The sequence below is a fragment of the Mycobacterium gordonae genome, assembly GCF_017086405.1.
Classification (GTDB): Bacteria; Actinomycetota; Actinomycetes; order Mycobacteriales; family Mycobacteriaceae; genus Mycobacterium; species Mycobacterium gordonae_D.
The window spans coordinates 5,327,842-5,341,846 of sequence record NZ_CP070973.1; the positions used below are offsets into that span (position 1 = coordinate 5,327,842).

Here is a 14,005-nt window from a genome sequence, read left to right on the forward strand (position 1 = left end):
GGATTTCCTTTCTTGCCCCGCCGATCACGTCAAACGGGGATTCCTGCATCAGGTCAAGCATTCAGGCAAATTGCTGAGTGCGCCCAATAATCGACTCTGAAACGGTGATCGAACAGCGAACCGCGTTCACGAGAAGAATTGGTGGTTGTCTCAGCGTCAAGGCAGTTTGTGCAGAGCAGATGCTGCAATTGCTGGACGGGTCCGAGGATAGCCCGCTTCCTGGCCGGAAGCAAGCAAACCCGCCCGCCACGCTGTGGATCAACGTGCGACGGTTACGCCGGGCTTCCAGCGAACTCCGCCGCCGACCGTCATCTTCTTGATGATGAATCCATTCGCGGTTCCGTACTCGACCGCTTCAGCAGGCAACTCCGGCTCGGTGTTCAGCGCGATCAGCGAAGGACCAGCCCCGGAAAGCGTTGCCGCCACGTTATGACGCCGCAGCAGCCGCAAATATTCCGCAGACGCCGGCATCGCCGGTGCGCGTTGGGGTTGATGGAGCAGGTCTTCGGTGGCGGCCAGCAGCAGATCGGGCCGCTGGGTCAGCGCGACCACCAGCAACGCCACGCGGCTGATGTTGAACCGCGCGTTCTCGTGGCTGACCTGGGCGGGCAGCAGCACGCGCGTCTCGGCCGTCGACGAGCGTTCGTCGGGAATTGCAGCGAACAAGTGGATGTCGGGATGGAGCCGCAGCGGAACCGCGGAGTACTGCGGCCGACCGGTGCTGCAGTCCGCCCAGGACACCACCGCGCCACCCAGTACGGCGGCCGACGCGTTGTCGGGGTGACCCTCGAACTCCGATGCCAGCTGGATCAGCTGGGTTTCACTGAGCGGACTCGAATTAGTTTGGGCGACAAGGCCATTGACCACGGCAAGCCCGCTCACCACGGCCGCGGCGGAGGAGCCCAGGCCCCGGGAATGCGGGATGTCGTTGCGACATCGCACCACCAACCCGGCGGCGCTCACCCCGACGGCCTGCAGGCCGCGCTGAATGGCCTGCACCACGAGGTGCTCGGGACCCAGCGGTACCTGGCCCGCGCCTTCGCCTTCGACCATCACCACCAGGCCGGAATCCATTGTCTCGACCACGATCTCGTCGCACAGCTGCAAAGCCAGGCCGAGGCTGTCGAAACCCGGGCCCAGGTTGGCGCTGGACGCCGACACCGTGGCGCTGGCCACCAGCCCCGCGGGCAGCACCGGGCCCACCGAACCCAACTCCACTAGCTCAGCCCCAGCTGCTCAACGACGAGGACTGGGTCGACCGGTACCGGAGACACCTGCGGCATGTCCCGCAAGGCGGTGTCGGGATCCTTCAGACCGTTGCCGGTGACGGTGCACACGACGGTGGAGCCGCGCTCCACCCAGCCGTCCTCGACCGACTTGAGCAGGCCGGCGATGCTCGCTGCGGACGCCGGCTCGACGAAGACGCCTTCGGCGCTGGCCACCAGGTGATATGCCGCCAGGATCTCCTCGTCGGTGGCCGCCAGGAACCGTCCGTTGGACTCCTGCTGCGCCTCGACCGCCGACGTCCACGACGCCGGGGCGCCGATGCGGATGGCGGTGGCGATGGTCTCGGGGTTGGCTACCGGTTCACCGTGCACCAGCGGCGCCGCGCCGGCGGCCTGGGTGCCCAGCATCCGGGGCAGCTTGTCGATGATGCCGTCGCGGTGATATTCGGTGTAGCCGCGCCAGTACGCGGTGATGTTGCCCGCGTTGCCGACGGGAAGCGCATGAATATCCGGCGCCGTGCCGAGCGCGTCGACGATTTCGAAGGCGGCCGTCTTCTGTCCCTCGATACGCACCGGATTCACCGAGTTGACCAGCGAGATCGTCGGGAAGTCGTTGGTCATCTTGCGGGCCAACTCCAGACAATCGTCGAAATTGCCGTCGATCTGAATGATCCTGGCGCCGTGCATGACGGCCTGGGCCAGCTTGCCCATCGCGATCTTGCCCGTCGGAATCAGCACCGCGCAGGTGATTCCGGCGCGCGCCGCATAGGCCGCGGCCGATGCCGAGGTGTTGCCGGTGGACGCGCACAACACCGCTTTCTGACCGCGGGCCAGGGCGTCGGTGACGGCCATCGTCATACCCCGGTCCTTGAAGGAACCGGTAGGGTTGAGGCCCTCGACCTTGAGATGGACTGTGCAGCCGGTCTTCTCGGACAACCGCGGCGCCGGTATCAGCGGGGTGCCACCTTCGAACAGGGTGACCGGTGTCCAGTCGTCGCCCACGGGCAACCGGTCCCGGTAGGCCGCGATCAGGCCCAGCCAGGGCTGGTGGATCGCCGTTCGCGGGGCGCTCATTCGTCGGTCCCTTCCAGTCGCAGCACGCTTTCCACGCTCTGCACCACATCCAGATCGGCCAGTGCGTCAACGGTTTCCGACAGCGCGGCGTCGGTCGCCTTGTGGGTGACCACCACGATTCGGGCGCCGACCCGTTGACCGCCCTCGTCGGCGACGCCTTCTTGGCGCACCTCGGCGATGCTCACCTCGCGCTTGCCGAATTCGGCTGCCACTGCGGACAACACGCCCGGTTTGTCGGCGACGTTCATGCTGACGTAGTAGCGCGTTTCGATGAATCCCATGGGGGCCACGGGAAGCCGAGCGTAGCGGGACTCGCGCGGGCCCCGGCTGCCGAGCACCCGGTTACGCGCCGCCATCACCAGGTCGCCGGTGACGGCCGACGCGGTGGGCGCACCGCCGGCGCCCTGGCCGTAGAACATCAGCCGACCGGCCGCCTCGGCCTCGACGACCACCGCGTTGAAAGCGCCATTGACCGACGCGAGCGGATGCGACAGGGGTACCAGCGCGGGATAGACCCGCGCCGAAACCCGTTGCTGCCCTTCGTCCGTGGTGATGCGCTCGCAGATGGACAGCAGTTTGATGGTGCAGCCCAGCGACTTGGCGGACTCGAAGTCCTCCGGGGTGATCTTGGTGATGCCCTCGCGGTAGACGTCGTCAGCGGTGACCCGGGTGTGGAAGGCGATGGAAGCCAGAATGGCCGCCTTGGCCGCGGCGTCGTATCCCTCGACGTCGGCGGTGGGATCGGCTTCGGCGTAACCGAGCGCGCTGGCGTCGGCCAGCGCCTGTTGGTAATCGGCTCCGGTGCTGCCCATCTCCGAGAGGATGTAGTTGGTGGTGCCGTTGACGATGCCGGCCACCCGCAGGACAGTGTCGCCGGCCAGCGACTGGGTCAGCGGGCGGATGACCGGGATCGCCCCGGCAACCGCCGCCTCGAAATACAGGTCGACGGCCTGGCGTTCGGCGGCGGCCGCCAGTTCGCCGCTGGCGATGGACATCAGCGCCTTGTTCGCCGTCACGACCGACTTGCCGTGGGCGAGGGCAGCCAGGATCGCTTTGCGGGCCGGTTCGACCGGTCCCATTACCTCCACGACGATGTCGACGTCGTCGCGGCAGACCAGTTCGTCGATGTCGTCGGTGAGCAGTTCGAGCGGCACGCCACGGTCGCCCCCGAGACGGCGTACCCCGACGCCCCGCAGCACCAGCGGGGCGCCGATGCGGCCCGCCAGATCCTCGGCGCTTTCGTTGATGATGCGCACGACTTCGCTGCCGACCACACCCAATCCGAGCACCGCTACGCCGACGGCTTGCTTGTCGTTATCGGGCACGGTCACCTCACTTCCAGACTCAGCAGATCGTCGACCGTCTCGCGACGCAGGATCAAGCGGGACTCCCCCGCTCGCACTGCCACGACCGCGGGACGGCAGATCATGTTGTAACGACTCGACAGGGAATAGCAGTAGGCCCCGGTCGCGGCCACGGCGACGAGGTCACCGGGTCCCACGTCGTCGGGCACCCACGCGTCGCGGACCAGGATGTCACCGGTTTCGCAATGCTTCCCGACCAGACGGGCCTGGGTGGCCGGGGCATCGCTGAGCCGCGACACCAACCGCACATCGTACTGAGCGTCATAGAGCGCGGTCCGGATGTTGTCGCTCATGCCGCCGTCGACGCTGACGTAGCGCCGGTTGGCGTTGGAGCTCACGTCGACGTCCTTGACGGTGCCGACCTCGTAGAGCGTGATGGTCCCGGGGCCGGCGATGGCACGTCCGGGTTCGACGACCAGCCTAGGCGTGGGAAGCCCGACGGCTGCCGACTCGTTGCTGACGATCGCGCCCAGTTTGTCCGCCAGCTCGGCGATTGGCGGCGGATCATCGGGAGCCAGATACGAGATCCCAAGGCCGCCACCAAGATCCACGGTAGACACTTGGGCGGTCCGGTCCACGCCGAATTCCGCGACGATGTCGCGCAGTAATCCGATCACGCGGTGCGCGGCGATTTCGAAGCCGGCGACATCGAAGATTTGCGAGCCGATGTGGCTGTGCAGGCCGACCAGCCGCAGGTGGTCGGCGGCGAACACCTTGCGCACCGCCGCCATGGCTGCGCCGCTGGCCACCGAAAGGCCGAACTTCTGGTCTTCGTGGGCGGTGGAGATGAACTCGTGGGTGTGCGCCTCCACACCGACGGTGAGCCGGACGAGCACATCCTGGACGACTCCGGCCTCGCCGGCGATCGCATCGAGCCGCTCGATCTCGACCATCGAGTCCAGGACGACATGGCCCACACCGGCTTTCACCGCCGCGGTCAACTCGGCAACCGATTTGTTGTTGCCGTGCAGCGTGATTCGCTCCGGCGGGAAGTCCGCGTTCAGCGCTACCGCCAGCTCACCGCCCGAACACACGTCGAGCGACAGGCCCTCCTGCTCGATCCACCGGGCGATTTCGGTGCACAGGAATGCTTTCGCCGCATAGTGCACGTTGGCTCCGCCGCCGAACGCCGCAGCCGTCTCCTGGCAGCGGGAGCGGAAGTCGGCTTCGTCGATGACGAATAGCGGAGTCCCGTACTCGCCGGCGAGATCGGTCAGTTTGACACCGGCGATTTCGACGATCCCATCTGGGTCGCGAATGGTGTTGCGCGGCCAGACGTTCGGCGCCAATCGCAACAGTTCTTCGGGCGACTGAGGGCGCGGCGGGCTGCTCACGGGCCTGGTCTCCTCGGCGTGCCGGGGTCCGGCGGGGTGGACGTTCACATTCTCTCCGGGGCGCTGACTCCGAGGATGGCCAATCCATTGGCGACGACCTGGCGGGTGGCCTGGCACAGCGCCAGCCGCGCGGCGTTCAGGTCGGTGGGTTCTTCGTCGCCCTGCGGCAGGATGCGACAGGCGTCGTAGAACCGGTGGTAGTCGCCGGCCAGGTCTTCCAGGTAGCGGCAGATGCGGTGCGGTTCGCGCAGTGCCGCCGCGGTCTTGAGCACCCGCGGGAACTCGCCGATGGTGCGCAGCAACGTGCCCTCTTTGTCGTGGCTGAGCAGCTCGAGGTGTGCGGTGTCGGCGGCGAGGCCCAGTTCGGTGGCGTTGCGGGCCAGCGCGGAAAGCCGCGCGTGCGCGTATTGCACGTAGTAGACCGGGTTTTCGTTGGACGCCGAGGACCATAACGCCAGATCGATGTCGATCGGGGTGTCCACCGACGAGCGGATCAGGCTGTACCGCGCGGCGTCGACGCCGATAGCCTCGACCAGGTCGTCGAGGGTGATCACGGTGCCCGCCCGCTTGCTCATCTTGACCGGCTGGCCGTCGCGCACCAGGTTGACCATCTGGCCGATCAGGACCTCGACGGTGGCCGGATCCTCCCCGAAGGCGGCCGCGGCGGCCTTCAGACGCGCGATGTAGCCGTGGTGGTCGGCTCCGAGCATGTAGATGCACAGATCGAATCCGCGTTGCCGCTTGTCCAGGTAGTAGGCGAGATCTCCGGCGATGTAGGCGGGGATGCCGTCGCTCTTGATCACCACGCGGTCTTTGTCGTCGCCGAAGGCACTGGTGCGCAACCAGGTTGCGCCGTCCTTCTCGTAAATGCTGCCGGTATCCCGGAGTTTGGCGATGGCCTGCTCGACCCGGCCGCTGGTGTGCATCGAGTCTTCATGAGTGTAGACGTCGAAGTCGGTGCCGAACTCGTGCAACGACTCTTTGATGTGGGCGAACATCAGGTCGACGCCGATCTGGCGGAACGTCTCGTGCATCTCGGCGTCGGGCCTGCTCAGCGCTTCGGGCGCCTTCTGCAGGACCTGGACGGCGATGTCGTTGATGTAGGTGCCCGCGTAGCCGTCCTGCGGTGTCGGTTCGTTCTTGGCCGCGGCTACCAGGGAGTTGGCGAACCGGTCGATCTGCGCGCCGTGGTCGTTGAAGTAATACTCGCGAACCACCTCGGCGCCCTGAGTGGACAGCAGCCGGCCCAGCGCGTCACCGACGGCAGCCCAGCGGGTGCCGCCGATGTGGATGGGTCCGGTGGGGTTGGCAGAGACGAACTCCAGATTGATTTTCTGGCCGTCGAGGGTCTGCGAGTGGCCGAAGTTCTGGCCCGCGCCGATGACGTCGGTCACAATCTTGGCCTGCGCCGACGCCTCAAGGCGCAGGTTGATAAAGCCCGGACCGGCAACCTCGGCGGAGGCGATGCCGTCGGCTTGGGTCAGCGCTTCGGCAAGCCATCCGGCCAGCTCACGGGGGTTGGCGCCGACCTTCTTGGCCAGTTGTAGGGCCAGGTTGGATGCGTAATCGCCGTGTTCGGGGTTGCGCGGCCGCTCGACCGTGACCGTCTCGGGTAACGCGGACACGTCGAGGCCGTGCTCGGCAAGCACCGCGGTGGCGGTGGTTTTGAGCAGCTCAGCGAGGTCGGCGGGGGTCACGAGCGTCCATCCTATTGGCTGGGGTGCCCGCGCCTCGAATCCATTACCGGTGCTCGGGCGGTCACCGGGATGCGCTACTCTGGCGGGGCCCAATGGCGCAGCGTTCCGCTAGTGCGCCCCCGTAGCTCAGGGGATAGAGCGTCTGCCTCCGGAGCAGAAGGCCGCAGGTTCGAATCCTGCCGGGGGCACATCGTTCACCAGGCCCAACCTGCAAGTTTGCAGATCAACCTTCTTGTTCGCGAGGACGGGACGGCTCCCTGTCACGACGTCGTCACAACTCCCCAGAACGCGGCGCCGGCGGCAAGGAAGCTTCGGAGCGCCCGAACCAGTGCCCGAAGCCCGTATACCAGTCGACGGACTGCCCGTGATCGCGCGCGATTCGGCTCGCGATGGCCAGTGCGCCGACGGACGGAACCGTGATGTGGTTACCGCCCAGAACCCATGGCGGCGAGTGCTCAGACGCCGACCGACCCGAGGACGGATGGACCGCGATCGAAGGGTCCTACCGAGACTGGAAATACGATCACGTCCCGACCCCCGAGGAGCCGTGGCGGGTGACTGGACGGCCGACAATGCGCCGTCGCAGATCAGCGGCTACCAAGACACAGACGGCCCGGTCCACATCGCTGCCGACTCCTTTGACCGCAGCCGCGGTGTCACCATGTATCAAGTCGACAACCTCGCCGACGTCGCCGACCCCAACAAATGGCGACGCCTGCTACCCAACGGAACCTACGGAGCTGAGGGCCGACTAGCAACTATGCCGATATCTCCCCCCGACCAGAATTTCGGTGAGCTTAGCTTTCGGGAAATCGACGGCCGACCAGTGCTAGCGGCTCTGAACCTTGGTGGTGAGGGCGTAGAGTGTTGGCGCGCTCAGTCATCCCGAGGAAATATTTGGCAGCGGCGCCACACGAACCGTGGTTGGAGGCATTGGGCCTGGCCCCGCTCAGGTGCCCTATCCGTACAGTGGTTTCGTCGTCCCGATGCCAACGGGAACATGCCGCACCTGGACAAGATGGGTATCTTGGTCAGCCAATGGACACCCTGGGGCCAATACAACACGCAGCAGGTATGGGCCAATGTGATCCCTACGCAGTAACGCCGCACCTAGCACACCCCGATAGGACAGTCATGAAGGCTGGCGCAGTCGCGATCGCATTCGCGATCGCCGTGACCTGCGCACCCGCAGGCCATGCCGACCCACCGAAATTTCCCGACATCAGCAGCTATACCCCGGTCAATCCGCAGGACTACATCATTGATCTGCCTAATCCAGGACGGCCCTACCCGTTAAAGGTGACCCGCTTTCTTACCCCGGATGGAATTACCTGCGCAGTAGGCCGTGAAGGAGCCGGCTGCACGGGCAATAATTTCCCCGGTATCCCCCCGTCGCGAACGACCCAAGTCGTGGATTTGTCGGCGTGAATGAAATAGGAACGAATTCTGGTTTACGGCAAACGAATTCCCCATACACGATGGACCCTAATAACCCATTCAAGACCCTGCCGCCGTTCCACTCGATTACCGTCAACGGCGTAGTTTGCGGTGTGGACGACTCGAGAACGACCGCCTGCAAAGACCCGAACGGACAAGGTTTCGTCCTGTCGCCCAATGGATCTGGCTGGCTCCCTCACGTCTGACCGAGATGATTCACTCGGGGCAATTTACCGCCAGGCTTGTCTCGGTTCTAGAGAAACGAGGTCAATCGCATCCTGCCTCAGACTTGGCCGCGTAGCTCGGCACGACCGCTACACTGCCCGGTCGAACTCGACCGGAGCGGTGCGCATCGGCGATGCACCGCTGACCGCGATCATCGTGCAGTCGGGCGAACGATGAACGGCCCAAACTAAGCCCAAACTAACGAGCGGCTAGGTTCCCGGCTGAGAGACAGGTGATGTCGGCCCACCCGCTTAGCATGGGTTATGCCGAAGTGCACAGCGCCGGTCAAGGGGCACCGCAGCATCGCCACCAGAGCGGCGTGCCCCACGCGTGTGGTGTGCACACGCGGTCAGATCCGCTCTGTGTCACCACGTATGTCCCCACACCCAGTGTGTGCTGCGCGGTACCAATTCAGCGGGCGGCAGTGGCACCAGGGCGGCCCGAAGCGCGCGCCAAACAGGCTCAGCGGCTGGGCGCGGACTCTATCGTGTGGATCCCGCTGGCGCAGGTGTGGTCGGCGGACACAAACTAGTGAAGGTGCTCAGCGGAGGCGCAGGTTGATTGAACTCTGGGACTGGCGACGGCCTAACGGCTTCAGCGCGATCGATTGCTGAGCTCAGTTCCCAGCGGGCGTCGTCGTCGCGATCCCTTCTTAACGTCTCAAGTACTTGTCGACCGACGAAAGACCCGTATTCGGCAATCATTTCGGCTTCGTGTATACGCCCCGCGCCGCCGCGGTGCCGATAGATCAGAATGTCTTCGTACACGAGCGTTCCGAACCGGCTAGTGAAACGCCTCTCATGCTTTCGGACTAGTTCCACGCCGCACACACCAACGGCCATGGCATGAAGAATGGCAGGGTTGGTCACAGACTCGCCGAGGACCTTCGACTCGCGTCCAATAACCCAAATCGACAGGCCATCCCGCTGCATCACACGATCCAATTCGGACAGAGCGAGCCCCAAGTCTTGCGCGTATTGGATCACAGTCAAAAAGCGATTCTGCCGATGCTTCCGATTAGATCCGAACTCTGCGCGCGCGGCCGGGAGAACCTCCCATCCCAGAAGCTCGACCGCGGCACGATAGTTCTGGTGGTAGTTGAATACATTGACATACGGCGGAGATGTGAGTGCAGTGGTGGCGGAGTTGTCAGCTACACCCAGGGCTCTGGCATCCCCAAGCCTTACGTCGATCGCGACGCCGCGTTCGGGTTGCGTTGCAAGAAGGGCATCAATCTTCGACGCCGCACGATCAAGGCTCGACGTACTGAACTCTTTCGTATCGCCGAGCGTCAGCAGGAATAGGGCTTCCGCAACTAGACGAACCTCTGGTTCAGCTATGTTAGAAGCCGTTTTCGCGATGACCCCTACGGTTGCCGTGGCGACCTTTGCTAGGGCAGCATAGGCATCTAACGCAGCCCGGTGGCGCTCGCTCCATTCGATTCCCACGAGGGTATGCAGCCGCGCCAGAATGACTGCTGCCGGATTGACTTCCGTCCCTGAACTGGCGAAGCCTTTATGTGCCGCTTCGATCAATGCCGTCCCGCTTCCGCAAAACGGATCAACTACGAGACCGGGTGCTGCGTAGGTCGTCAGCAATTCGTCGGCAAGATCGGGAGTGAATTGTCCTCGCCAGGGCAGCCCATTCATTCGGCGTCCAACCCCGACGTCCAAGCTCTCCTGACTCACCGATGTTCGGTCAAACGGTATTGATTCGTAATCGTGAAGCTGACTTGCGTGGTTTCTCATTATTTCAAAACCACCCTCTTTCAACGGCGTTCGTGAGATCTGCGTCTTGGTCACGCAGGACTTCCCGAACCCGATCAACGAATCGCTGAACGACTTCCAAACGCACCGGTTTCGCGCGAAGTTCCGCGAGATAGCTCTCGCGATTCTCCTTGCGATATACCGGGTTGCTGTACTGCCGCCTGTTCTGTGAACCAGTCCTCTTCGCGCGCAATACCAACACTTCGGTGATGTCGGTGCCAGCAGAACTAATAGGAGTCATGTCCAGGTACTCGCAGATCAGAAAGTAGTGCGATCCCGGAGAAGCGATTCGGAGGTCGTGGCTCGTCGCCGCCGCTTCTTGAAACATCGTCTTATCAAGATTCGTCTTTAGTTCGGCTGCGATGTACGCGATATAGGTCGTCTGATCGTCAGTAAGATGTGCTGGAAAACCGCTGTCGAACGATGAACGCAGGTACGTCGGACGTCCGATCGTGAAGTCTTGGTCCTTACTTCGTATGACAAGACCTGGTTTCGAATTGGAATCAGATGCCGTAGATTGAAAATGAGCAGCGGCGAATGCCTTGGCCGGTCCGACTGTCAACGTGGTTGAGTCAAGTTCGGGCATGATTCGGGAATCCGTGAGCCACGGAAACCACTCTTCCAAAATCGAGTTGTCGATCTTTAATTGGCCCTTCTGCCGATACAGAAACTCGGACTCGCTGTCCCAAATGAGATCGACTTCGATGGCTTCTTTATACTCGTTCAACAATTTGACGAGATCGGCGACTCGCGCTTCGCCTTCTGTCGTGAGAGCGACCATCGCGGCTATCCACGCCTCATAACGTTCAATAGCTATCCCCACACCCGCGGCATCGGCGGCGGGCAGCTTCGAATTTCCCAGAAGCTCCCTGAGCTTGTCGCCGTGCGGGGTGGGTCGCGCGGTAGGTTGCGTGTCTGCAACCTCGACTGGCACTACTTCGTCAGCAGCGTCCTTCGCGCCAATTTCCTCTGTCATTGCTCCCTGCGGTTGTCCTGGGGGTGGTCAGGATAAGTCGTGAGCCTAGACGCAGAGTCGGACAGAGCGTCGGACGCCGCGCGGACCTTTTGACGCGCTTCAAGGGGAGCGCCGCGGAAGACCGAAGAGCGCGACCCTCGGCGTGCAAGTAAGCCGTTCGAGCCTTGTACGCCGCATGCGCCGCTGCCGGCGTGGTTGCCCGCGCGGCTCGTCGTTGTCACGACGTTGTCACAACTCATCGAAAACTCCTGTGCAAACATGCATGGACCGCGGCGCACGCACACACCCCGTTCCCGCAGGCAGTTAGCCCCTTAATGAGCCAATAGGAGGACGGGTACGGACCCGGGCGGACCCAGATACATTGGCCTGATCTGCCTCCGGAGCAGAAGGCCGCAGGTTCGAATCCTGCCGGGGCACCCTTCGCAATAGCTCGCCGGCATTCTCTGTTGCCGCGATCGGGCGGGCAATGATTCATCCATGCCGCCGCCGGCATCGCCTGACAGCGTTCTAAGCGTAGTCAATCGACACTGATAACTTCAGTTAACCACCTAAGTGAAGTTAATATCGGATCGTGACCTCACTTCGGCCCGTCACCTACGACAACGTGCGCTGGCAACCGCAGGGAACGCGGTACGCAAGCAGGTCGCTGCCGAAGTACGGCACCTACCACCCGGCGGTGCCGGCCGACATCGCCGACCTGGTCCTGAACCTCCAGCCGAATGTTCTCGTCGAGGCCGAATACGCCAGCCACGCGCTCACGCGTTTCGACGCCGAACTCGGAGGCGAAATCGCACCGTTCGCCGCCGTGTTGCTGAGGTCCGAGTCCGCCGCCAGCTCGCAGATCGAGAACCTGACCGCGTCGGCCCGTGCCATCGCCGAGGCGGAACTGCCCGGCGGCAAGGCCAAGAACAATGCTGCGCTGATCGTCGCCAATACCGCAGCGATGCATGCAGCGGTGGCCCTGTCGGACACGGTTGACACCCAAGCCATCCTCGCGATGCACCGGGCGCTCATGGCCAATGAACCGCGCCATACCCCAGGCGAATTCCGCACCGAGCCGGTATGGATCGGCGGCGGCTCCACCCCCATCGGTGCGACCTTCGTCGGCCCGCGTCATGAACTGATCCCGGGCGCGATTGGCGACCTGATCGCCTTCGCGCAGCGCGCCGACGTTCCTGCACTGCCGCAGATCGCGATCGCCCATGCACAGTTCGAGACCATTCACCCATTCACCGACGGCAACGGACGCACGGGACGCGCACTCGTGCAAGCCATGTTCCGCAACAAGGGCCTAACCCGCCGCGTGACGGTGCCGGTCTCTGCGGGTCTTCTGTCCGATACCGGCGCATACTTTGCCGCGCTGACCACGTATCGCAACGGTGACCCCGCGGCGATTGTCGAGCTCGTCTCGCACGCCTGCGTCCGAGCTATCGCCAATGCCAGGGAGCTCGTCGCTGACCTGCGCGGCATCCGGCAAGCCTGGAATGACGTGATCGCCGCGCGATCTGACTCGGCGGTGTGGAAGGTCGCAGATCTGTTGACCCGCCGCCCGGTCGTCAACGCTGCAGCGCTGGCGCAGGAGCTGGGCATCGAGTCCACCAACGCTCATCGTTACCTCAATCCACTCACCGACGTGGGAATCCTCGTCGAGACGACGAGCGGACCCCGCAACCGGGTGTGGCGGTCCCCGGAAGTGCTCGCCGCGCTCGACGCGTTCGCCGAACGCGCCGGGCGGCGAGGTTGACCGGCGCTCGCAGCCGGCGCATCCCGGATTGTCAGGTCTTCCGACGGCTCAAGCCAGTTGGGCGACTTGGCCAATTCAGTGTCAATCACAGCGCCCCTTCGGGGCGTTGTAGAAAGATCGAAGAACGCTCTGTCACTGAGTAATTCGAGAACAGTAAGTTCACTGTCGGAAGCGATCCATCGGGTCCCGCGCCGTCGATCGACGGCTTGCGCTGCGGCGCAACCAGGATAGCGGCGGGCGTAGCATCGCAAGTCCAAGCGGGTCAAGCTAGTTCGGAGCACAGCATGAAGGGGATCTCAACGAGCGATCACGATCGGACGCCGAAGCCGTTCATGGGCCTCCTCCCGGGTTCTCGAAACCCGGCGGCACCGGCCGTCGCGACCCGATGAACGCGCCCTTGGAGCCGGTGGTCATCGGTGCGCTGTTGCCAGCCGACGTCGGCAGATGCGCCGAGTTGGACGCCGTTCTATTCGCCGGCGACGAGCCGTGGTCGGCGCCGATATTCGCCCGCGAATTGGCCAGCACAGACAGTTATTTCGTGAGCGCGCGCTCGGCCGGGGCGCTAATCGGCTACGCCGGCATCGCACGATTGGGTTCCACCGGATTCACCGGCGTGTCGTTCTATGAGGTGCGCAATATCGGCGTAGACCCGGCGCACCAAGGGCGCGGCGTCGGCCGCCGGCTGCTCGACGAGCTGCTGAAGTTCGCCGCGGGCGGCGCGGTGTATCTGGAAGTTCGCTACGACAACGAACCGGCCATTGCGCTATACCGCGACGTGGGATTCGACCAGGTGGGTCTGCGTCCCGGGTACTACAACGGCGTCGACGCGTTGACGATGCGGCGCGAACCGAACTAGCCCTGTTCTCGCCGATGCCGGCGAACGGGCACATGGCCCCTGATTTTGACTTCGACGTCCGCGCCGGCCCCCCCGACCTCTTTCACCGTGAACGTGTACAGATCGCCCAACGGACTGCCGAGAATGGGTTCTCCGAGCGCCTCGACGTACCACTGCACCCCCGGCTGGTCGCACGGTGGCCGTGCCGCCCTGTTCTCGTCGAAGTGCCACTTCACGTCCGGATTGCCCGCAGGGAATTCGATGTTGTCGTCGCGCCGGATCTCCGCAGCGGAAATCGTGTCAAAATCCTGGCCCATCGTCACCGCT

General features: G+C 64.0%; 11 protein-coding genes and 2 tRNA genes. 5 read left to right on the forward strand and 8 right to left on the reverse strand.

Annotated elements, in window-relative coordinates; all coding sequences use genetic code 11:
• Positions 1–258: 258 nt before the first annotated feature.
• The 5 genes from thrB to argS are packed head-to-tail and all read right to left on the reverse strand — an operon-like array spanning position 259 to position 6,695.
• Complete coding sequence (gene thrB / locus JX552_RS22625; protein ID WP_205878621.1) at positions 259–1,194, reverse strand: homoserine kinase; 936 nt, start codon at positions 1,192–1,194, stop codon at positions 259–261.
• A gap of 23 nt (positions 1,195–1,217) precedes the next feature.
• Entirely contained in the window at positions 1,218–2,300 is a 1,083-nt protein-coding gene (gene thrC / locus JX552_RS22630; RefSeq protein WP_205874099.1) for a threonine synthase, read from the reverse strand.
• On the reverse strand, positions 2,297–3,625 hold the full coding sequence (locus JX552_RS22635) for a homoserine dehydrogenase (RefSeq protein ID WP_205878622.1): 1,329 nt from the start codon (positions 3,623–3,625) through the stop codon (positions 2,297–2,299). Before JX552_RS22635 ends, thrC begins: the two co-directional genes overlap by 4 nt.
• A gap of 2 nt (positions 3,626–3,627) precedes the next feature.
• Complete coding sequence (gene lysA, locus JX552_RS22640) at positions 3,628–4,998, reverse strand: diaminopimelate decarboxylase (protein WP_241010683.1); 1,371 nt, start codon at positions 4,996–4,998, stop codon at positions 3,628–3,630.
• Between the two features lie 44 nt (positions 4,999–5,042).
• Positions 5,043–6,695 carry an arginine--tRNA ligase gene (argS, locus tag JX552_RS22645; RefSeq protein WP_205874101.1) on the reverse strand — a complete coding sequence of 551 codons (1,653 nt, stop codon included), beginning with the start codon at positions 6,693–6,695 and terminating at the stop codon, positions 5,043–5,045.
• A 115-nt stretch (positions 6,696–6,810) separates the two neighbouring features.
• Here argS and JX552_RS22650 point away from each other — a divergent pair.
• Both JX552_RS22650 and JX552_RS22655 read left to right on the forward strand, forming a co-directional pair.
• A tRNA-Arg gene (locus JX552_RS22650) sits at positions 6,811–6,883 on the forward strand.
• 946 nt (positions 6,884–7,829) lie between these two features.
• Positions 7,830–8,123: a hypothetical protein gene (locus tag JX552_RS22655; RefSeq protein WP_205874102.1), complete on the forward strand. Its 294-nt coding sequence runs from the start codon at positions 7,830–7,832 to the stop codon at positions 8,121–8,123.
• 716 nt (positions 8,124–8,839) lie between these two features.
• Here JX552_RS22655 and JX552_RS22660 read toward each other — a convergent pair.
• Positions 8,840–10,159, reverse strand: a complete 1,320-nt coding sequence (locus tag JX552_RS22660; RefSeq protein WP_205874103.1) for a TRM11 family methyltransferase — start codon at positions 10,157–10,159, stop codon at positions 8,840–8,842.
• Positions 10,110–11,099: a Bpu10I family restriction endonuclease gene (locus JX552_RS22665; protein ID WP_205874104.1), complete on the reverse strand. Its 990-nt coding sequence runs from the start codon at positions 11,097–11,099 to the stop codon at positions 10,110–10,112. Before JX552_RS22665 ends, JX552_RS22660 begins: the two co-directional genes overlap by 50 nt.
• A gap of 351 nt (positions 11,100–11,450) precedes the next feature.
• Here JX552_RS22665 and JX552_RS22670 point away from each other — a divergent pair.
• The 3 genes from JX552_RS22670 (at position 11,451) to rimI (ending at position 13,699) form a co-directional block, all read left to right on the forward strand.
• Positions 11,451–11,515 (forward strand) — tRNA-Ser (locus tag JX552_RS22670).
• Positions 11,516–11,670: 155 nt separating this feature from the next.
• Entirely contained in the window at positions 11,671–12,843 is a 1,173-nt protein-coding gene (locus JX552_RS22675) for a Fic family protein (protein ID WP_205874105.1), read from the forward strand.
• A gap of 385 nt (positions 12,844–13,228) precedes the next feature.
• Positions 13,229–13,699 carry a ribosomal protein S18-alanine N-acetyltransferase gene (rimI, locus tag JX552_RS22680; RefSeq protein WP_205874106.1) on the forward strand — a complete coding sequence of 157 codons (471 nt, stop codon included), beginning with the start codon at positions 13,229–13,231 and terminating at the stop codon, positions 13,697–13,699.
• Here the strand turns inward: rimI and JX552_RS22685 are convergent.
• Positions 13,696–14,001 carry a hypothetical protein gene (locus JX552_RS22685; protein ID WP_205874107.1) on the reverse strand — a complete coding sequence of 102 codons (306 nt, stop codon included), beginning with the start codon at positions 13,999–14,001 and terminating at the stop codon, positions 13,696–13,698. The genes rimI and JX552_RS22685 overlap by 4 nt on opposite strands.
• Positions 14,002–14,005 lie beyond the last annotated feature (4 nt).